This is a genomic window from Bacillus pumilus, from assembly GCF_003431975.1.
GTDB lineage: Bacteria > Bacillota > Bacilli > Bacillales > Bacillaceae > Bacillus > Bacillus pumilus_N.
In genome coordinates this window covers 2,040,696-2,059,969 of sequence record NZ_CP027116.1, presented here as the reverse complement: position 1 = coordinate 2,059,969, position 19,274 = coordinate 2,040,696, and the positions used below count along the sequence as shown (strand labels likewise).

Genomic DNA, 19,274 nt, shown 5'->3' with positions numbered 1-19,274 from the left:
TTGCACAATGAATACGAAGTCATCGTCGGAGAACACACGCCCGCCCCGAACCTAGACGAAATGAGCTATGACGAATTAATCGCGCTAGTCGAGGACGCAATGAAGGCGCTAAGAACACGGTCGTATAAGAACGGCTACGATCAAGGACGTTTTGATGCGGATATAGAGGCGGCTAAAATAACAGATGAAAAGTCAGATCAGCAGAAAAGGGATGAGATCGTTGCGCAGGCGAAGGAGGACGTTAGGGTACTCTACTATAAAGACTACATTGTAGATACCGATTTTATCGTAAACGCTGAAAAAAGAACTGTTGTAGCCTTACGAAAATCAAAAATGTACGGACATATTAAGAGTAAAGGAATCGCCAAATGCGCACCTGACGACTGTTTCAACGTACACATCGGCAAGGCTATTGCGTTAAGGCGTGCGTTAGGGTTCAAAGTGCCGGCGGAGTACCTAAACGTCCCGCAGCCGACAGATGTTCGTGTGGGTGACGTTGTGAGAGGACGAACGGCATTTAGAATGGATACGTATGAAGAAACGGTAGGAGAAATCGAGGGCGGAAAATACAAATATATCGGAGGAGATTTCGATTATACAGAAGATGCTGATCTCGTAGTCATCGACGATTCGAGAGTGGGTGAGGGCGAATGATGGGTGACAATGAGTATATTTATAACAAAGCCATGGAAGAAGCAACGAAAGTTCTCGGCGCTGATCCGGCATACTTTGGTGAGGAAGGTAATACAGAAGTTGAGCGTCAATTGATTTGGTTAGGGGTAAGCCTAGAAGATTTCAGAAAGAAGGTGTCATTTTATGAAATACGATAAAACATTCGTTTTAAGCGATATACACGGTGAATTGGCAAAGTTTAAAGAGCTGCTTCAATACTGGAAACCCAATGAAGAAAACCTGGTTATCCTTGGTGACCTAATTGATAGGGGAGAACATTCATTAGAGGTCGTTCAATTAGCCATGGATCTACAAGAAACTTACAGTGAACAAGTTGTGGTTTTAAAAGGAAATCATGAAGACATGCTTTCAATTTTCTTATCTGAAAAGGATTATGAAACAGGCGATTGGTATTTTAACAATGGTGGGAACAGAACATGCGAAAGCTTCACACATTATAGTTTCCCATTATATTTCCACAGTTATGAAGAGAGAGCTAATAAAATGTTGCAAGTGTCGAATAAGGAAATTCAATTTCTTAAGCAGTTGCCTCTGTTTTATGAATTTGGAGATACGCTTTTTGTACATGCAGGGATTAATCCTCATTTAAGAGACTGGAGAAAATCAGTTGAGAAAGATTTCCTATGGACTAGAGGTCATTGGAACCATCCAAATGAAACAGGAAAGACTGTCATTTTTGGACATACACCAGTTAGGCATATTCATGATAGTGATGATATTTGGATAAGTAAATGCAAATCATACATAGGCATTGATGGTGGCGTAGTTTTTAAGGGACAACTAAATGGCATTGTGATCGATAAAAAAGGTCAAATTTTAGATAAATATAAAGTGTAGGGGTGGAAAAATGACAGTTGTTTTAAGTCCAGAGATTCACGAGGCAGTTGAATACTTCAAGAAAAATCTTGGCTATTCAGATAAACATCTTTATTTGGGATTAGTTCAATTTGATGTAATGAAAGACAAAAACGCTGAATTTGCTGATGTGATTTACAATTTCTATAAAGAAAAGCCTGAAAGCTTTATTGCTGCTTTTAAGCATGGGTATGTGGTTGAGCGGCCAATTGAATTCAACCAGGCCATTGTTAGATTCTTCAACAAGGAAGAATTAAGCGTCAAACATAAAAATTCAGGCAAGCGTTATAAAGTTCATCTGGAGATGAAGAAATATCCTGCAGGATTTGATATAAGAACACTGGATATGTGGAATTGGAGTGAGGTTACAGCTAGAAATGAATAAGCTAATTGTGTTATCAGGTCATAGCGGTGGCGGTAAAACCAGTTTAATGCGTCAAATCATGAAGAATGAAGTTGTGTCATTTTCTACTAGGAAACCGAGACAAGGCGAAATTGATGGAGTGGATTATAAATTTATCAGTCTTGAAAAATTCAACGAGTTAAAGGAAAAAGGCAAGCTAATCGAACAAGTTAAATATAGTGGCAGTTATTATGGAATTGATCAAGAAGAATTTGAAAATAAACTGAGTATAGGGAATGCGTTTGTAATTGTTGATTATCATGGAATGCAGCAGATAAAAAAGGTCTATCCTAATTGTGTCACGTTGTTTTTGTATACTCCTTACGACCAGGCATATAATCAAATGATTCAAAGGGGAGATACATTAGATAAAGTTGAACAAAGATTGAGTACATACCATCATGAGATGAAAAACAAAAAAGAGTATGACTATGTCATAAAAAACAATCACGGTATGTTTGATATCACAAAACAAATAATTGAAAAAATTATCGAATCGGAAGAAGGTGTGAAGTAAAAACGGAATCCTGATGAGAATCTATATCTAAATAAAACTGTCATTTTAATTTAAAAATAATATATGAAAGGTGTTGACTAAAATACAAATTACATATATTATAGAGTTACAGTTAAAGAGGAGGTGAGCATATGAAGCTATTGAAAGTAAGTAAAACAGCTGCTGATACATACAGAAAGACAGTAAAAGGACGAAGTAAATTCTCTGACGAGAAAATTCAAAAAAAACTTAACAGACACATTATTTGTTTGAAGGAGAGAGAACCTGAAAGAATTATCAAACAAGGAATATTAGGTAAAGTTTATCTTTATGGAAATCTAATGATTAAAGTTAGATGGGGGAAGATTGTAGACATTATTAATCTACCTCATAAACTAAGAATTGAAAAACGCTTGGAGGATAGTGTATTCCAAGCAATTGAAAAGCAATTAAATAACAAATAACATATATAAAGGAGAATGATTTATACATATGGCAAACACTGAATTAAGAGAAGCATTGAACAAAGTAGTAGTAGAAGGAACATTGGCTGAGATTAGATCAAATGAATGGAGTAATAAAAATGGTAAAAAGGGGATTAATATTGAACTTGATATTGAGACAGATGAATTTTCTGTGCATACATTAAAAGGAATGTCTTCATATACAACTAAGGATGGAAACGAGAGCAAAAAGGCAAAAGCCTTTAAGACTATGATTGATGAATACAAATCAATTGCAAATTCTTCCAGAGAGGAAGCAGACAAGATTAGAGCAGAAGGTAAACTTGGTCTAAATGAATATTTTGCGAATGATGAATTGAAATCTTACCCTGAATTATCTTTAAACTTTGCTAGAAGACAGTCGATTGACGAATTTGAACCACAAGCTACTTTTGATGTAGAGATGTTTGTAGAGAATGTTGCACAAGAAAGAGCAAATGGTGAAGAAACAGGTAGAGCAGTATTAAATGGACATATCCCACTATATGGTGGCAAAGTTATTCCATTTTCATTTGTTGTGACTGAAGAAGGTTCTGAGTTTGTAGCTGACAACTACGAAAAAAATTCTACAGTAAATGTTTATGGAGAAATTGTTAATTATAAAGAAAGAACTGAGAAAGAGAAACAAAGTGCTTTTGGTAAACCTAAAGTGGAAGTGAAAACTAAAACGAAAAGAGAGTTTCTGGTTACTGCTGGTCAAGACCCTTATGAAGAAGAAAACAAAGATGCGTATAACCCTGAAATTATTGAAAAAGCACTAAATGAAAGAGAAATCGAATTAGATCAGAAGAAACAGGAAGCCAATAACAATGGAAATAGCAAGAGTAACAAGAAAAAAGGTGGATTTGGCGGAGGAAAGCCAGCAACTTCAAATAACAAACCTGTAACCATTGCAGACGACGATCTTCCATTTTAAAGAACAAAACAACATAAATAAAATATAAATTACATATAAGGAGAGGGTTATTTGTCAGGATTAGATATTTTTAAGCCAGAAGTTTCAGTAATTGCAAAAGGAATTGAAGGTAAGGTTGTCACTATTTATGGTTCTAACAACTTAGGTAAGAGCAAGCAATCATCAAGAATGACTAAACCATTGTACTTACCTTTTGAAAAAGGATTAAATGCAATTGCTGGTGTAAATTTTATGCCAATCAATAGTTGGGGAGACTTTAAAAAGGTAAACAAGCAGCTTTCCAAAAACGTTGAAAAAGCAAAGGAAAAGTATCAAACAATTGTTGTAGACGAGGTTGATGCATTTGCAAAGTATGCGACAAAATATGTTTGTAATCAATACAATGTTGAAAGAATTAAAGATGGAAACGATGGTTTTGGATTGTGGAAAGAGTATGAAAATGAAGTTTGGGATGAGATTAATAAATTAATTAGCAATGGTTTTACAGTTATTTTTATCGCTCATGCAGAAGCAGATAAAAAAGGTAAAATCTATCCTAAAGGTGATAAACGTGCCTTAGCTCCAGTAATTGATAACAGTGATATTGTAGTTTACTTAGAATCTAATGGAGTTGATGAAGAAAAGAATGTTATCAAATCAAGTGCGTGGATGGCCGAAACAGATGATTTCTTTGCTCGATCTCGATTTGATTATATTGATACATATCTAGAGGAATTCACAGCCGAGAATCTAAACCAAGCCATTATTGAAGCGGTTGAGAGACAAGAAGCAGCTGAAGGTATCACAGCAGTTACATATGAGCAACAAAAAGAGGTGAACTCCTCAGAGAGTCAGGATTTTGACAGTTTAATGAACAGCATCAAAGAGACTGGCAAGAAACTTAATGCTGAAGGGAAACTCGAAAAATTGAATGAAGTGGTTGAAAAACATTTGGGCAAAGACAAGAAAGTAACTGAGTGCACACCAAAGCAGTTAGATGTCATGTCGGTAATCCTTGATGATCTAAATGATTTATTAGATTAATAGAGAGGGGTATCTCCCTCTCTTGATTTAAAAAAGGGGGATTTAATGGGTAGACAAGTAAAATGTCCCTATTGTGAGCAGTCTTTAGACAAAGACGACGCCTTTCCTTATAAAAAGAGGTATTATCATACAGCTTGTTTTAATACATGGCAAAGAGAGGCCGAGGACAGAAAAAGTTTGTATGAATATATTTGCAAGTTATATAACCTCGATGCTCCTACAGGTATGATTCGGAAGCAAATTAAGGTATTTCAAGAAGAATATAGGTACAAGCTTAAAGGAATCGAATTAGCACTTAAATACTTCTATGAGATTCTAGGTAACAATCCTCAAGAACACGGCGGTATTGGTATTGTTCCATATATTTATGAGGATGCAAAAAGAAATTACATAGAAGAAAAGAAAGTTATCGATGCAGCATCTCAATATGAAAAAAGAACTGAATTGTATTTCACTTTAAAGGAAGTTAAAAATGGAACTCCAAGAGATCTAATTGATATTGCTCAACTTTAGAAAGGAGGGTGCTATTGTTACAAGATAAACAAACAATAATGCAAGTTCTGGGATGTATTTTAAAAGATCCTTCAATTGTGGCTGAAAGCAGCAAATACAAACTTGTGCCCGAAGATTTCCCTGAGAAGTTTCATAGGATCATTTTTTCTGTTATGCGTAATCTTCAGCGACAGGGAGTTGAAGATCTCAACTTAATTGAGATTGTAGGCTATCTTCAAGAGTACCCAACTCAATATAAGGTTTTTGAAGATGCTAACGGGGATGAATATATTGAGAAAGTTCAGGAATTCCCCTCACTAGAGAATTTTGATTACTATTATGAAAAGTTAAAAAAGTTCAGTTTGCTTAGAGAAATGCAAGGTATCGGATTTGATATTAGTGGAATCTATGATGATACATTGATTGATCCTAAAGAACAAGAAGAAATGCAGTCTAACTTTGATTCAACCTCAGTTGAAGAGATTTTGAGAATTTATGAAAATAATATTGTTGAAATCAAAGAAAAATTTAAAGAATCATCAGATAGTAGTAGCATCCAGGGTGGAGAAGGTGTCAACAAATTATTAGAAAGAATAAAAAAATCCCCTGAAATTGGTGCCCCGATGAATAGTGAAATGCTTACTTCCCTTTTTAGAGGATCTAGGTTGAAAAAATTCTATCTTCGTTCAGGTACAACTGGAGTAGGAAAGACTCGAAACATGGTTGCTGATGCTTGTGTTTTAAGTGCCACAATGCTTTATGACACAAAAAAGGAGCAATGGATTGAAAATAAATGGGGCAAACATTCGAACGTAACTTCAACAGAAATGTTGCAAGAAGAATTACAAACCATTGCGTTGGCCTTCATTAGTGATGTGAACGAAGAGAAAATTCAATTAAACAATATGAGTGAAGATGAAGAAGCAAGGGTAATTAAGGCAGCTAAAATTCTAAGTGATTCCCCAATTTGGTTTGATTATTTGCCAGACTTTAATATTCAAGAGATTGAGAGAACAATTGAAAGGAATGTAGTGAAAAATAGGGTTCAGTATTATTTCTATGATTACATCCATACATCAGTTTCAATCTTTGCTGAAATGGCAAAAGGAAGTGGAATAAAACTTAGGGAAGATCAAGTTTTGCTTGTAATATCGGATAAATTAAAAACATTAGCTAATAAGTATGGCATTTTTCTTTCATCTGCGACACAGTTGAATGGAGAGTGGAAAGAAGCTTGGAAAAAAGGAGAAGTGATTGATGGGCAATATTTAAGTGGAAGTAAAGCAGTAGCAAACAAAATTGATGCTGGGATGATTATATTGCCTTTAAGCAACAAAGAAAAAAAAGCAGTTGAAAAAATTATGACTGCTAGTGGCAGTTTCGGAGGAAGAGAACCTAACTTCGTAGTTCATGTATATAAGAATCGTGGAAATAGACATGTGAACGTGAAAGTCTTTACATACATAAACATGGGAACTATGCGAATTAAAGATTGCTTTGTTACTAATGTAGACAATGAAATTGTTAATGTAGATAAACTTGTTATTCAGGCAGGATAGGGGTGTATTAACCCTTGCGTTTTAATAAAGATAAAATAAAAGATAGCTTAACGATAGACGAAATACATAAGATAATGTTGGAACTAGGAAGCGAAAAGAATCTATGGCAGAATGGTCATCCAGTATATAGAACTGTGTGCCACAACGCTTCGGGTGGGAGCTTCAAGTTGTATTATTACAATGAAAGTAAACAGTTCAAATGTTATACAGAATGCGGTGACAGCTTTGATGTATTTGAGCTTGTTATAAGAGCGAAAAAACAAAAAGGCGTCAATTTTACTTTTAGCCAGGCAATTGAATACATAGTAAGTATAACTGGAAAAAGGTTTGGCTTTGGAGGCTCAAGTGCTTCAAAAAAACAAAGCTTAGAAGAAGATTGGGCAATATTTGACCGATTCAAAAGAACACCAAAACAGAACACAGAGCTCCCTATATTTAACGAAAAAGTACTCAATGTATTTATTCCTTACCATCATACAGAGTGGCTTAGAGAAGGCATAAGCCACTCTACGATGGAAGCATTTGAGATAGGATACTATTTCAGATCCCATACAGAAGGTATTTCAATTCCCCATAGAGACTTACATGGGAATTTGGTGGGGATTAGAAAGAGATCGATGATTAAAGAAGAAATAGAACAAGGATTTAAATACATGCCTTTGAAAATAGAGAACAATCTGTACAATCATCCAACAATGTTGAATTTGTATGGGCTGCATATAACAAAATCAGCAGTTAAGCGACTGAAAAAAGCGGTTCTATTTGAATCAGAAAAATCGGTTTTAAAATGCAATGATTTCTATGGTGACGATAACTTCACTTGTGCGGTGTGTTCTAGTAATATCTCAGTTTATCATCGGGATATCTTGCTATCACTTGGAGTTGAAGAAGTAATTATTGCATTAGATAAATTCAGGCCGCAAAAAGAAGATGAGTCTGATGAAATATATGCTGAAAAACTAATGGAGTATGAGAAGAAAATTGTGAAGCTGGCAAGTAAATTCACCCCATATATGAGAGTATTTGCTCTTTGGGATTATAATAATCTTTTGGATTACAGAGACAGCCCAGCAGATAAAGGGAAAGAAATATTAGAGGAGTTGATGAAAAATAAAATAGAGATCACAACGAGGGAGGAATAAATGGAGTACAAACTTATAGGTAGTAATGATTACCTCAAAAATCCGATTAAAACAATCCTTGTTAATAGAGGGATTACTAATCCAAGTGGTTTTATTGATGTGGGAAAAAGCAGTGAATTGAATTATTCCTTATTAAACAATATTGATAAAGCTGCTGAATTAATTATTCAACATTTAGAAAACAAAAATAACATATTTATTCAAGTGGATTGTGATGCGGATGGCTATACTTCATCAGCAATTTTAATTGGATACATTAAAAAAGCGTACCCTAGAGCGAAAATTACCTATAGATTACAAGAAGGTAAGCAACATGGAATCAATCCAGATGATGTTCCATCAAATACGGATTTAGTTATCATTCCTGATGCAGGATCTAATCAATATGATGAACATAAAGTACTTAAGGATAGAGGTCTTGAGACTATAGTAATTGATCATCATGACTGTGACATTGAGTCTGAAGACGCTCTAATTGTTAATAACCAGTTGTCTCCTGAATACAAGAACAAGTCTCTAACAGGAGCAGGGATGGTCTATAAGGTATGCCAGGCATTAGATGCAAAACTCCATAAAGATATCGCCAAAAAGTTTGTCGACTTAGTTTCTATCGGTAATATTGCTGATTCAGCCGATTCACGTGAATTGGAAACGAGATATTACATGTATTTAGGATTGAATGAGTTGAAAAATCCATTGCTTAGAAAGTTGTTTAAAAAGCAAGAGTATTCTACGGGTGGTAATAAAACAATTCAAAGCACACAATTTTACATCAATCCTTTGATAAATGCGGCGATAAGAGTTGGCAGCAGAGAAGAAAAAGAACAAATGTTTAAAGCTTTGCTTGGATCCAGAGAGAAAGTGCCATACAAAAAAAGGGGTTCAGATACTGAAGAAATGGTTTCTATTCAGGATGATACAGTAAGGATGCTTACCAATCTGAAAGGGAAACAAAAAAGATTGGTTGATAAAGCTACAGAAGAGATTGAAATTAGAATTGAAAGCAAGGGTTTGTTAGATAACAAAGTGCTCATTGTGTATGTGGAAGGTATCCTTGATAAAGACTTAACAGGGCTTGTGGCAAATAAACTGGCAGATTTCTATAAAAGACCTGTTTTATTGGCTAGGAAAGATGAAGAAGAAGGAATGCTTACAGGTTCTATTAGAGGATATGACAAAGGTGAGATTAAAGATTTTAAAGAATTGCTTTTGTCTACAAATCAATTCGAATTTGTAGAAGGTCACCCGAATGCTGCTGGCTTTAAAATTAAAAGAGAGAGACTTGCAGAAGTTAATGACGAACTGAATGATCGGCTAAGGGAAATTGAACATAATGATTGCTTTGAAGTGGATTTTGAAATCCCATCTAATAAGTTAAGCAAAAAGTTTATATTTACAATCGATAACTATAAATTCTTATGGGGCTACAAAGTTGAAGAACCTTTGATTTCAATAACAAACATTGAAATTGCTGCAGAAGATATCGAACACATAGGGAAAAAGAACAAAAACACTATTAAGTTCAAGTGGAACGACATTGAATACATACGTTTAAAAAGTGATATAGAGTTTTACGAAAGCCTAACATCAAACAAGAGCAAATTACTTGTTTTAAACATCATTGGAAAAGCAAAGGCGAATGAATATATGGGAAGAAAAACAGCTCAGTTTGAAATTGTTGAACTGGAGGTGGTTGAAACCAAGGAAAAAGAACTCGTGTTCTAGGAGGGGTTAAATGATTGGCTGTCATTGTCATACTGACAAAAGCAATATTAGATTGTTAGACTCTACAAACCAGGTTAAACAGTTGTTAAAAACAGCTTTAGATCAGGGTTACAAAGGTTTAGCAATTACAGATCATGAAGTGCTGTCAGCACACTTAGAAGCAATACAAACTGTGAAAAAAATGAAGAATTCTGGTGAAATGCCAGAAGATTTCAAGTTAATTCTGGGGAATGAAGCATATCTGGTGGATTCACTGGAAGAAGTTAGAGATAACTATAAGTCTGGATTCACTAAATTCCCTCACTTTTTAATGTTGGCCAAAAACCAATTTGGTCATGAGCAACTAAGAATTTTATCCTCGATGGCTTGGGAGAACTCTTTTTATACTGGAACAATGGAAAGGGTGCCAACGTTAAAAAAAGATGTTGAGAAAATTGTTAAGCAGAATCCAGGTAATCTGTTAGCTACCACAGCTTGCTTGGGTTCTGAAGTTAATATTCTATTGCTAAAAATTAGGGAAGCTGAAGTTAACAATGACATAGAAGAGATTAAGCGATTGAAACTAAAGATTCACGATTTTATGTCATGGTGTATAGAAGTTTTTGGAGATGAGAATTTCTTTGTGGAACTGCAGCCAGCTTATTCCGATGAGCAGGTTTACTGCAATAAGAAATTGATTGATATAGCTAACGGATATAAATTAAAAATGATTGTCACAACCGATGCTCATTATCTTAGACCAGAAGATAGAGCAATACATCAAGCTTTTCTCAACGCAAAAGACGGTGAAAGAGAAATCGATTCATTTTATGAAGCATGTTTTGTTCAAAACATTAGTGAAATATATGAAAGGATGAGCTATTTAGATAAAAACATTGTGAGTGAAGCAATCGAGAACACAATGATTATTGGAAATATGGTTGATGAATACACAATTGAGCATGAGCCATATATTCCAAAAATTGAACTACCTGATTTTGAGCTGTCACACATATTTAAACCAGGTTATGAAAAGTATGAATACATTGGTAAAATGGCTAATTCCAACAATGAGCAAGATAGGTATCTAATAAAGCTAATTGAAGATGGGTTTACAGAAAAGTTAAAAAGACCAGATTTAACTAGAGAACAGTTTCATGAAATTCTTAAAAGAATTGATGTTGAATTAGGAGAACTGTGGGAAATCAGTCAAAAGCTTAATCAAGCAATGTCATCTTACTATGTAACTGTCAGAGAAATTATTAACACCATTTGGGATGATGAATGTGGTGGAGATAGTCTGGTTGGTGTTGCAAGGGGATCAGCAGCAGGATTTTTAGTTAACTATCTACTTGATATCACTCAAATTAACCCAATGCAATACAACTTGCCACATTGGAGACATATACATAAATCAAGACCAGATTTACCTGATATTGATATAGATACTGAGGGTTCAAAACGTCCTAAAATTTTGAAAGCTCTACGTGCTAAGTTTGGTGAAAAGAGAGTGCTTCAGATTTGTACCTTTGGAACAGAAAAATCTAAATCTGCTTTACAAACAGCATGCCGTGGGTTGGGAATTGATAATGACATCTCACAATATCTAAGTGGAATGATACCATTTGAGAGAGGAGCAAATTGGACACTTAATGATTGTTTCTTTGGAAATGAGGAATTAGATAGAAAGCCAATTAAAGAATTTATAAGAGAGGTTGAGTCGTACCCTAATTTAAAAGAGACTTGTCTTAAAATTGAAGGTCTTACAAATAAGCGTTCTTCACATGCTGCAGGAGTACTTATCTTTAATGAAGACTATACTAAATCCAATGCTATGATGAGAACTCCTAAAGGTGTTTATATCACTCAATTTGATATGGGCGACAGCGAATCAATGGGATCAACAAAGTTTGATTTATTAACCATTGAAGCTTTAGATAAAATGAGGGTTACTTTAGATCACTTGATTGAAAGTGGGGAAATTAAAGCCCTGGAAAATTTGAAAAAAACATATAATAATTATCTTCATCCTGATGTGATCGAGTATGAAGATCCAAAACTATGGGAAATGGTGGGCAGAGGTGAAATTATTGATTTGTTTCAGTTTTCTACAGAAGTGGGTCAACAAGCTGCAATCAAGGTTGCTCCAAAGAATTTACTGGAGGCTTCAGTCACTAACTCTCTAATGAGACTAATGTCAGATGGTGAAGAACAACCTGTAGATGTTTATACAAAACATAAGTTAAACATTGAGATTTGGATAAGTGAAATGAAAAAATATGGTCTACATGAAAATGAAATCCAGGTTCTCTCAAGGCATCTCAAAAGCATATATGGAGTTGCTGATACCCAAGAAGTAGTTATGCAAATGTCAATGGATCAAGAAATATCAGGATTTTCAATTGAAGAAAGTAACTATCTGCGAAAAGCAATTGCAAAAAAGAAAGACGATGTTTTAAAGAAAGTTCAATCTTTATTTTTTGAAAAAGGCGAAAAACTAGGCACTAGAAGAGTCATGCTTGATTATGTCTGGAATGTTCAATTTAAGAGACAATTTGGATATTCTTTCTCACTGCTTCACACTTTGGCATATTCAGTGATTGCTCTACAAGAACAAAATTTAAATTACAAATATGATCCATTATATTGGAACACTGCTTGTCTCACAGTAAACAGTGGTGGCATTGATTCCGAGGAAGATGACAAAAAAGCTTCAACTAATTATGGGAAGATAGCAAGCGCTATCGGCAATATGAGGCAAAGAGGAGTTAAAGTTGATCTGCCTGATATTAATAAAGCTAAGTTTAGTTTTAAAGCGGACAGAGACTCAGGAAGCATCCTTTTCGGCTTGAAAGGTATGAATGGCATTGGAGATGATGTTGTTCATAAAATTGTTGCAGCTAGACCATACAAAAGCTTTGATGACTTTGTAAAGAGAATGTTCATTGAAGGAGAACTAAAAAAAGGACAGATTATACAACTTATTAAAGGTGGCGCATTTGATTCTTTTGGTAAAAGAAAACAACTGATGAAGGAATTTATTACGCTAATATCAGAACCTAAGACAAAGCTAACGATGGCAAACACAAAAATGCTTCTAAATCATAATCTTATCCCAAAAGAGTATTACACAGAGGCACGCTTCTTCAAATTCAGAGATTACATAATGAAGAGCGTTTATAAGACAATTAATAAGCCTAAGGACAAATTACTTCTTTTAGATGACGTGGCAGCGGAATTTCTAAACAATCATTACGATGAATCATGCATAGTTGATTTTGATAACGGTCTGCCAATAGTATCTTTGCAAAAGTTTGATAAGCAGCAAGAAAAAAAGATACAACCCTTAAAAGATTGGATAACATCAGAAGAGGCACTATTGCGATTAAATAATGCTCTGCTTGAGTTTGAATGGATTAAGTATGCTGACGGCTCGTATAGCAAATGGGAAATGGAGTCGCTAAGCTTCTATTACGGTGATCATGAATTGAAACATGCAGACGAGATAAAGTACGGCATCAAAAATTTCTTTGATCTTCCAGAAGAGCCTGTCAAGGGAAGACCATATCAGTGGAAAGGCAAAACATTATATGAGCATGAGTTATGTAGAATTGCTGGAACTGTATTAGATAGAGATAAGAATAAGCACACCATTACACTACTCACTAAGGATGGAGTGGTAAATGTTAAGCAATGGAGCGGTTCATTCGGCCACTATAATAAACAAATATCGAAACCTATAGGGAATGGAAAAAAGAGATTGTAGAAAAATCTTGGTATACCAGAGGTACGCTTTTAATGGTTACTGGGTTTAGAAGAGGGAATAACTTCATTCCAAAAGTATATAAAAACAGTGTGTACAACCATACAATTTCAAAAATCGATCAAATCAATGAGGACGGTTCTCTTATCCTTACAACCCAAAGAAAAAATACTGAGGAGTGATGAGAATTATCAAAAAATTTGTAGACAAAAATACAAATAACATATATTATAAAGTTAACTCGAAGGTCTTAATAGTTTTAACAGGATGGCTGCTAACATTCTCGTTTATTAAGATGGAAACGAGTTTAATCAAGGACAAGCCGACTGAAAAGGTAAATAAGACAAAGTTAGCTGAAGATTTTCCAATGAAACATATCCAGCTACATACACCATTGCCAAAACAAGATAGCAAAAAAGAAATAACTGAGGAATTACAAAAGAAATACCTGAAAATCAAAGTTGAACCAGTTCGAGAGAAAGTTAAAAAGGTAAAAATAAAGAAAGGAGATAAAAATGTCAAACAAACAAAGAAAACTGTGGAACAAAAGAGTCAAACACGCAAAATGGTTGTTACAGCTTACACAAACGGTTTTGAAAGCACAGGTAAGCATCCAGGAGACTCTGAATATGGAACAACAGCGAGCGGTGTGACTACAAGGCAGGGCATTACAATTGCTTGTCCACCCTATATGAAATTCGGAACAAAATTATACATAGAAGATGTCGGACTAAGAGTATGTCAGGATAGAGGTGGAGATATAAAAGGAAACAGATTAGATGTCTTCATTGATAACTTAAAAAAGGCTAGGGAGTTTGGACGAAAAACATTAACAGTCCAAGAAGTTAAAAATAACACATAAAGAAGAGAGTGAATTGATTGAACAAGCTTACTTTAGGACAAAGAGTTCTTACTTTATACGGAGTAGGAACAGTAGTGGAAGTACATAAGAACAATCAATATGGAGTTGCGGATGATCAATATAACTTGGTGGAGATTTACGATAGAGATGAATTAGCTCAATTAAGGGGGTGAGGTCATGTTTAAGGTAAACGATTCAGTAATAGTCAACCACAACAAAGAGAGGGCAATAGTGACTACAGTGGACGCTAGATATTCACAACTTGAAGTTCAGTATATCGATGGTTCTTATGAAGTAATGGGTTTTCACAAAGTTACAAAGGAGGATGATAAATGATCATTATTTTAGAGGGATGTGACTGCTGCTATAAATCTACAGTAGCAAAGCAGCTGTCAAAAAAGCTAGATTACAAGATACTACGAGGTTCATCGTTTGAATTAGCTAAAGGAAGCCAGGGCAGCCTATATGATTATTGTTTTGAACTTACAAAACATGAAAAAATAATTATCGATAGATACATATATTCCAACCTTGTTTATGCAACGACGTTTCCTGGCCATGCAAAGCTTTCAGAAGAGCAAGTAAGCATTATTGAGAACAAATTGCTGGGCAAGGCCAAGTTAATCTATCTGTATGCAAGACCTGAAGCAATTAAAGAAAGGATTCTTAGTAGAGGAGATGATCAGGTTAACACGAAAGACGTTGAACCAATTGTAAAACTATACAATGATGTGATACCAAAATCAAAATTACATACATACTCATTTGACACAGTGAAGTACAACAGCGATGAAATTGTTGATGACATTATCTACTTGGTCAGTGAGGAAGGTTCATGAAAAGAAAAGTAATTGCAATTGATATGGATGATGTATTGGCTGATTTCTTACCAGCTTGGGTAAAAGCAATCAATCAACATGATGACCCAACTTTAAAATGTGAAAACATAAAATCTTGGAACATCTTAAATTATGTGAATACAAAAAATGATGTTTTCAGGCATTTAACGTATGACTTTTTTAAAGGTTTATCAGTTAAGAAAGATAGTCAAAAAGTTGTTAAGAATCTATTTGATTTCTACGAAGTGTATGTTGTTACTACTGCAACAGCACATCCAGAATCATTAAAAGCTAAATTAGAATGGCTCAAGGAACACTTTCCATTTATCTCGTATGACCATGTTGTTCTATGTGGAAATAAAAAGATCATTAAAGCTGATTACATGATTGATGATGGAATACATAACTTGGAGACATTTGAAGGTGTAGGCATGGTATTTGATGCTCCACATAATGAAAATGATAACAGATTTGTCCGTGTAAAGAATTGGTCAGAAATTGGATTTAAATTGCTTTAAAATATCTCTTTTAAAGAGAATAATATAAAAAGGAGAGATTGAGTGAAAATTATTGAGCAAAAAACTACGCTTGAGAAAAACAAAGTTTATCAAATGGATTGCTTAGAAGGTATGAAGCTTATTCCAAATAAATCAATTGATATGATTTTATGTGATTTACCTTATGGAACAACAAAATGCAAATGGGATACGATTATTCCGTTAGAAGCACTTTGGGAGCAATATAAAAGAATTATAAAAGATAATGGCGCAATTGTTTTAACTGCAAGTCAACCTTTTACGACAACATTAGTAAATAGCAACTTAGAATGGTTTAAGTATTGTTGGGTTTGGGAGAAAACTAAGGCTGGAAACTTTATTCAAGCAAAAAACATGCCCCTAAAATTACACGAAGATATTTGTGTTTTTTCAAAGGGAGTAGTGATTCATAAGGGTCAATCTGACCGAAGAATGAATTATAATCCCCAAGGGGTAAAAGAAGTCGATAAAAAATGGATTAGACCCCGTGTGTACGAGTCGGAACATCAGTTTAAGAGGCCTTCCCATAAAAGCGTTCGAAATATAAAACAAGAGGGGTATCCATCATCTGTCTTGAAGTTTAATTCGGTTCATAACCCACCACACCCAACTCAAAAACCAGTCGGATTATTTGAGTATCTAATTAAAACTTACTCAAACGAAAGGGATGTTGTACTAGATAATTGTATGGGATCTGGAACAACTGCAGTAGCTTGTGAGAACTTAAATCGACAATGGATTGGCTTTGAAATTGAAAGTAAATACATAGAAGTTGTGAATAATAGGCTGAAAGAATTGCGAAGTGTAGACAGTTTCAAATAAAGATCAATTTTATTGAGAAGGAGGAGGTTAATTGGAGTTAAATAGGGTTTACAATGAAAACTGTTTAAGCAAAGAAAAAAACAAAGGAATGAATCGAATTCCTGATAAATCTGTTGATCTTATATTATGCGATCTTCCCTACGGAGTAACCAATCAAAACAAATGGGATCAAATACTCCCCTTAAATGAATTGTGGGAACAATATAACAGAGTAATAAAAGACAACGGAGCAATTGTTTTAACGGCAGTTAAGCCATTTTCATCAATGTTGATTACGAGTAACCCTAAAATGTATAGATACGATATTATTTGGGAGAAAAATAAGAGCACTGGTTTTCTGAATGCTAAAAAGATGCCATTGAGATCCCATGAAGAAATTCTAGTATTCTATAAAAAATTGCCTACATATAATCCCCAGAAAACAACTGGGCATAAACCAGCTAATACATATACAAAACACACAAGCGATGGAACAAATTACGGTAAAACTAAGCAAGGAATTGCAGGGGGTGGACAAACTGATAGATACCCAACCAGTGTTTGGAAGATTCCTGTAATGAATAATGATGATCCAAGAAAATTCCACCCAACACAAAAACCGATTGAGTTATATGAAAGAATTATCAAAACATTTTCAAACCAAAATCAAGTAGTATTAGACAATTGCAGTGGTGCGGGTACTGTTGCTATTGCTTGTATTAATACAGGTAGAAATTACATAGGTTTTGAGTGGAATGAAGAATGCCCACAGCAATATTACAACCCCTCAGTACAGTGGATCAAGAACCACATCGAACTGAATCGTAATACAATAACATAAATTACATATATTACATACATAGAAAGGCGGGAGAAGTATGTCTGAAAGCGAAATTATTATTGCAAATTTTAAAAAGAGTGTTGAAGAATTTCGAATTAAACTGGCTTCTGGAAGAGAGGCGCATCCAGAAAAATTTATTAAGTATTTAGCAACTGAAATTCAGGCTTTAAACAATTTGAAGGAAGCTTACCAAGAAGGCATGAATATTATTAACGCTGACTTGAAAAAACTTGGCACAGGGAGATGAAAAGTATCTTAGAGCAAATCAACTCATTGAAAGTCGTACATATTGATTTAGACAACTACGCAATTTACGTTAAACGAAATGAGCAAGTGATTCAACTGCTTCATACATTGGTTAAGGACATGACTGTTGAAGAATACATAAAAAGCTTTATGAAAGATGATTTAATCGATCTGATACCAGCTGTAATAGGAACAGGATTAGCTGATGGATATAAACAAGGAGAAGGCTTTGTATCCGAAACAAAGCGATTCTACATGAAGCAGTGCTATGAACTGGATAGCAGGATTGAATATCTTGAGAAGTTGGTGGTTTCACTTGGCGGCCATCCTAACATGCAAATAGTAAACGAAAACAACCTAATCCATTAGAGAGGAAGAAAGGAATGAAATTTAAAATTGGTCAGAGTGTTCTGATTTCATCTAGGGGTGTTGTTGGTAAAGTTATTAAAGCAACACACTATGTGTCAATTGAAAAAGGAAAAGAACTGAGTGTTATTAAATATAAAGTTGAAGTGGATGGGCTTTTGTACGCCCAGGAATTTGATGAAACATTACTTACATATGAAGATAAAGAGTCTAAGAAGATTCAAATAGCTGAAGTAAATTCACTAATTGATCAAGCATTGGACACAAGAGATAAGGATTGGTTTGATGATTTAATTCAACAAAGAAAAACTTTAGAAGAAGGGTTAGTGGAGTAGATAGAGAATTATTTTAGAGTATTATGGAACGGAACAAGAGTTCCAAAGAAGTTTGATACCAAAGTAAAAGCAGAAGTGTTTGTTAGACGTAGGAAAGGATTCACCTGTGAGATTCAAGAACGTACATATGATAACAAATTTGTAGATAGCTGGACGTACCACATTCCCTTGCATTAAGGCGGTGAAACAATTCTGAGCGAACGGGAAAAAGCTAGGATGGAAGATGATCTGGAGACTGTACATAGCAATCTGAATTATATACATACGACTCTTGAAGAAGCAGCTTCAATTGACGATGAAATGTGGAAATTGATAGAACCTAAGATTGTTAAGTCATGGGTTTTGTTAGAGGAAATAAAAAAGAACATATGATCATAATAAATTAAAAATAACATATAAAAAGTATTGATTAAAATACAAATTACATATATAATCGATGTAACAGCTAAGGAGAATCAATGAACTACATATGCGAAATTTGTAGCGAAGGGGTTGAGAAATACCCCTTATGTTTAAGATTAACAGAAGAAAATGCAAAAAGCTCGGAAGACAGAATTGAGTTTAATTGCTGCGGTAAATGCGCTGAAGAATTGAGCGAGAAAATTCGAGAAAAATGTGAGGGGATGAATATAAAGAAGACGCTGAAAGTACTTGGGATTGAACATATTAAGCCCTATAAAAAATGAGAATGGAGAGAGCAAAAATGAATATGTTCGTTATCGCTTCTAAGAGTGGTGTTGGCAATTACCTAAATTACTATCATCCCAAAATTTACTCTAATCAAAAACAAGCTGAAAACGCATTGAGGGTAATGAAGAACAATGGCAAAATAACCGAAAGTGGAAAGGTCTATGGAATGGATGGCCTGCATTTAATTGATCTATGATAAGTAAAAATAT

23 protein-coding genes and 1 pseudogene are annotated in these 19,274 nt (G+C 34.6%); all 24 read left to right on the top strand.

Annotated elements, in window-relative coordinates; translation table 11 throughout:
- The 24 genes and pseudogenes from C5695_RS10505 (at position 1) to C5695_RS10400 (ending at position 19,261) form a co-directional block, all read left to right on the top strand.
- The gene (locus C5695_RS10505; protein ID WP_125482357.1) at positions 1-654 is read left to right on the top strand and encodes a hypothetical protein; all 654 of its coding nucleotides are present in this window, start codon (positions 1-3) and stop codon (positions 652-654) included.
- Positions 654-830 (top strand): hypothetical protein, encoded by a 177-nt coding sequence (locus tag C5695_RS20510; protein ID WP_187441832.1) that lies wholly within the window; start codon positions 654-656, stop codon positions 828-830. Before C5695_RS10505 ends, C5695_RS20510 begins: the two co-directional genes overlap by 1 nt.
- The gene (locus C5695_RS10500) at positions 817-1,530 is read left to right on the top strand and encodes a metallophosphoesterase family protein (protein ID WP_117730681.1); all 714 of its coding nucleotides are present in this window, start codon (positions 817-819) and stop codon (positions 1,528-1,530) included. Before C5695_RS20510 ends, C5695_RS10500 begins: the two co-directional genes overlap by 14 nt.
- Before the next feature lie 10 nt (positions 1,531-1,540).
- Positions 1,541-1,933 carry a hypothetical protein gene (locus C5695_RS10495; RefSeq protein WP_117730680.1) on the top strand — a complete coding sequence of 131 codons (393 nt, stop codon included), beginning with the start codon at positions 1,541-1,543 and terminating at the stop codon, positions 1,931-1,933.
- The gene (locus C5695_RS10490) at positions 1,926-2,468 is read left to right on the top strand and encodes a guanylate kinase (RefSeq protein WP_117730679.1); all 543 of its coding nucleotides are present in this window, start codon (positions 1,926-1,928) and stop codon (positions 2,466-2,468) included. Before C5695_RS10495 ends, C5695_RS10490 begins: the two co-directional genes overlap by 8 nt.
- A gap of 131 nt (positions 2,469-2,599) precedes the next feature.
- Positions 2,600-2,911: a hypothetical protein gene (locus C5695_RS10485; RefSeq protein WP_117730678.1), complete on the top strand. Its 312-nt coding sequence runs from the start codon at positions 2,600-2,602 to the stop codon at positions 2,909-2,911.
- A 28-nt stretch (positions 2,912-2,939) separates the two neighbouring features.
- A complete protein-coding gene (locus C5695_RS10480; protein WP_117730677.1) occupies positions 2,940-3,866 on the top strand; it encodes a hypothetical protein in 927 nt (308 codons plus the stop codon).
- Positions 3,867-3,917: 51 nt separating this feature from the next.
- Complete coding sequence (locus C5695_RS10475; RefSeq protein WP_117730676.1) at positions 3,918-4,889, top strand: ATP-binding protein; 972 nt, start codon at positions 3,918-3,920, stop codon at positions 4,887-4,889.
- Positions 4,890-4,934: 45 nt separating this feature from the next.
- Complete coding sequence (locus C5695_RS10470; protein WP_187441833.1) at positions 4,935-5,402, top strand: hypothetical protein; 468 nt, start codon at positions 4,935-4,937, stop codon at positions 5,400-5,402.
- 14 nt (positions 5,403-5,416) lie between these two features.
- The gene (locus C5695_RS10465; RefSeq protein WP_117730675.1) at positions 5,417-6,940 is read left to right on the top strand and encodes a replicative DNA helicase; all 1,524 of its coding nucleotides are present in this window, start codon (positions 5,417-5,419) and stop codon (positions 6,938-6,940) included.
- Between the two features lie 74 nt (positions 6,941-7,014).
- On the top strand, positions 7,015-8,082 hold the full coding sequence (locus C5695_RS10460; protein WP_410369214.1) for a hypothetical protein: 1,068 nt from the start codon (positions 7,015-7,017) through the stop codon (positions 8,080-8,082).
- Entirely contained in the window at positions 8,083-9,807 is a 1,725-nt protein-coding gene (locus C5695_RS10455; protein WP_117730673.1) for a DHH family phosphoesterase, read from the top strand.
- 10 nt (positions 9,808-9,817) lie between these two features.
- Positions 9,818-13,043: pseudogene (gene dnaE, locus C5695_RS10450) on the top strand (DNA polymerase III subunit alpha); the annotation flags it as partial.
- 687 nt (positions 13,044-13,730) lie between these two features.
- Positions 13,731-14,411 carry a 3D domain-containing protein gene (locus tag C5695_RS10445; protein ID WP_117730672.1) on the top strand — a complete coding sequence of 227 codons (681 nt, stop codon included), beginning with the start codon at positions 13,731-13,733 and terminating at the stop codon, positions 14,409-14,411.
- Between the two features lie 177 nt (positions 14,412-14,588).
- On the top strand, positions 14,589-14,747 hold the full coding sequence (locus tag C5695_RS20505; RefSeq protein WP_187441834.1) for a hypothetical protein: 159 nt from the start codon (positions 14,589-14,591) through the stop codon (positions 14,745-14,747).
- Positions 14,744-15,250 (top strand): P-loop NTPase family protein, encoded by a 507-nt coding sequence (locus C5695_RS10440; protein ID WP_117730671.1) that lies wholly within the window; start codon positions 14,744-14,746, stop codon positions 15,248-15,250. Before C5695_RS20505 ends, C5695_RS10440 begins: the two co-directional genes overlap by 4 nt.
- On the top strand, positions 15,247-15,768 hold the full coding sequence (locus C5695_RS10435; RefSeq protein ID WP_117730670.1) for a 5' nucleotidase, NT5C type: 522 nt from the start codon (positions 15,247-15,249) through the stop codon (positions 15,766-15,768). The genes C5695_RS10440 and C5695_RS10435 overlap by 4 nt, the downstream gene beginning before the upstream one ends.
- 42 nt (positions 15,769-15,810) lie before the next feature.
- Positions 15,811-16,608 (top strand): DNA-methyltransferase, encoded by a 798-nt coding sequence (locus C5695_RS10430; protein ID WP_316246677.1) that lies wholly within the window; start codon positions 15,811-15,813, stop codon positions 16,606-16,608.
- A 31-nt stretch (positions 16,609-16,639) separates the two neighbouring features.
- Positions 16,640-17,428 carry a DNA-methyltransferase gene (locus C5695_RS10425; RefSeq protein WP_233230720.1) on the top strand — a complete coding sequence of 263 codons (789 nt, stop codon included), beginning with the start codon at positions 16,640-16,642 and terminating at the stop codon, positions 17,426-17,428.
- A 37-nt stretch (positions 17,429-17,465) separates the two neighbouring features.
- Positions 17,466-17,675: a hypothetical protein gene (locus tag C5695_RS10420; RefSeq protein WP_117730669.1), complete on the top strand. Its 210-nt coding sequence runs from the start codon at positions 17,466-17,468 to the stop codon at positions 17,673-17,675.
- On the top strand, positions 17,672-18,043 hold the full coding sequence (locus C5695_RS10415; protein WP_117730668.1) for a hypothetical protein: 372 nt from the start codon (positions 17,672-17,674) through the stop codon (positions 18,041-18,043). Before C5695_RS10420 ends, C5695_RS10415 begins: the two co-directional genes overlap by 4 nt.
- A gap of 14 nt (positions 18,044-18,057) precedes the next feature.
- Positions 18,058-18,375 carry an IDEAL domain-containing protein gene (locus C5695_RS10410; protein WP_117730667.1) on the top strand — a complete coding sequence of 106 codons (318 nt, stop codon included), beginning with the start codon at positions 18,058-18,060 and terminating at the stop codon, positions 18,373-18,375.
- A 458-nt stretch (positions 18,376-18,833) separates the two neighbouring features.
- Positions 18,834-19,061 (top strand): hypothetical protein, encoded by a 228-nt coding sequence (locus C5695_RS10405; RefSeq protein WP_117730666.1) that lies wholly within the window; start codon positions 18,834-18,836, stop codon positions 19,059-19,061.
- Positions 19,062-19,078: 17 nt separating this feature from the next.
- A complete protein-coding gene (locus C5695_RS10400; protein WP_117730665.1) occupies positions 19,079-19,261 on the top strand; it encodes a hypothetical protein in 183 nt (60 codons plus the stop codon).
- Positions 19,262-19,274: the final 13 nt, after the last annotated feature.

Bases quoted from the DNA above. Each gene is read 5' to 3' on its own strand.
- C5695_RS20510 (WP_187441832.1), top strand. From the start codon at position 654: ATGGGTGACAATGAGTATATTTATAACAAAGCCATGGAAGAAGCAACG.
- C5695_RS10500 (WP_117730681.1), top strand. From the start codon at position 817: ATGAAATACGATAAAACATTCGTTTTAAGCGATATACACGGTGAATTG.
- C5695_RS10495 (WP_117730680.1), top strand. From the start codon at position 1,541: ATGACAGTTGTTTTAAGTCCAGAGATTCACGAGGCAGTTGAATACTTC.
- C5695_RS10490 (WP_117730679.1), top strand. From the start codon at position 1,926: ATGAATAAGCTAATTGTGTTATCAGGTCATAGCGGTGGCGGTAAAACC.
- C5695_RS10485 (WP_117730678.1), top strand. From the start codon at position 2,600: ATGAAGCTATTGAAAGTAAGTAAAACAGCTGCTGATACATACAGAAAG.
- C5695_RS10480 (WP_117730677.1), top strand. From the start codon at position 2,940: ATGGCAAACACTGAATTAAGAGAAGCATTGAACAAAGTAGTAGTAGAA.
- C5695_RS10470 (WP_187441833.1), top strand. From the start codon at position 4,935: ATGGGTAGACAAGTAAAATGTCCCTATTGTGAGCAGTCTTTAGACAAA.
- C5695_RS10460 (WP_410369214.1), top strand. From the start codon at position 7,015: ATGTTGGAACTAGGAAGCGAAAAGAATCTATGGCAGAATGGTCATCCA.
- C5695_RS10455 (WP_117730673.1), top strand. From the start codon at position 8,083: ATGGAGTACAAACTTATAGGTAGTAATGATTACCTCAAAAATCCGATT.
- C5695_RS10445 (WP_117730672.1), top strand. From the start codon at position 13,731: ATGAGAATTATCAAAAAATTTGTAGACAAAAATACAAATAACATATAT.
- C5695_RS20505 (WP_187441834.1), top strand. From the start codon at position 14,589: ATGTTTAAGGTAAACGATTCAGTAATAGTCAACCACAACAAAGAGAGG.
- C5695_RS10440 (WP_117730671.1), top strand. From the start codon at position 14,744: ATGATCATTATTTTAGAGGGATGTGACTGCTGCTATAAATCTACAGTA.
- C5695_RS10435 (WP_117730670.1), top strand. From the start codon at position 15,247: ATGAAAAGAAAAGTAATTGCAATTGATATGGATGATGTATTGGCTGAT.
- C5695_RS10420 (WP_117730669.1), top strand. From the start codon at position 17,466: ATGTCTGAAAGCGAAATTATTATTGCAAATTTTAAAAAGAGTGTTGAA.
- C5695_RS10415 (WP_117730668.1), top strand. From the start codon at position 17,672: ATGAAAAGTATCTTAGAGCAAATCAACTCATTGAAAGTCGTACATATT.
- C5695_RS10410 (WP_117730667.1), top strand. From the start codon at position 18,058: ATGAAATTTAAAATTGGTCAGAGTGTTCTGATTTCATCTAGGGGTGTT.
- C5695_RS10405 (WP_117730666.1), top strand. From the start codon at position 18,834: ATGAACTACATATGCGAAATTTGTAGCGAAGGGGTTGAGAAATACCCC.
- C5695_RS10400 (WP_117730665.1), top strand. From the start codon at position 19,079: ATGAATATGTTCGTTATCGCTTCTAAGAGTGGTGTTGGCAATTACCTA.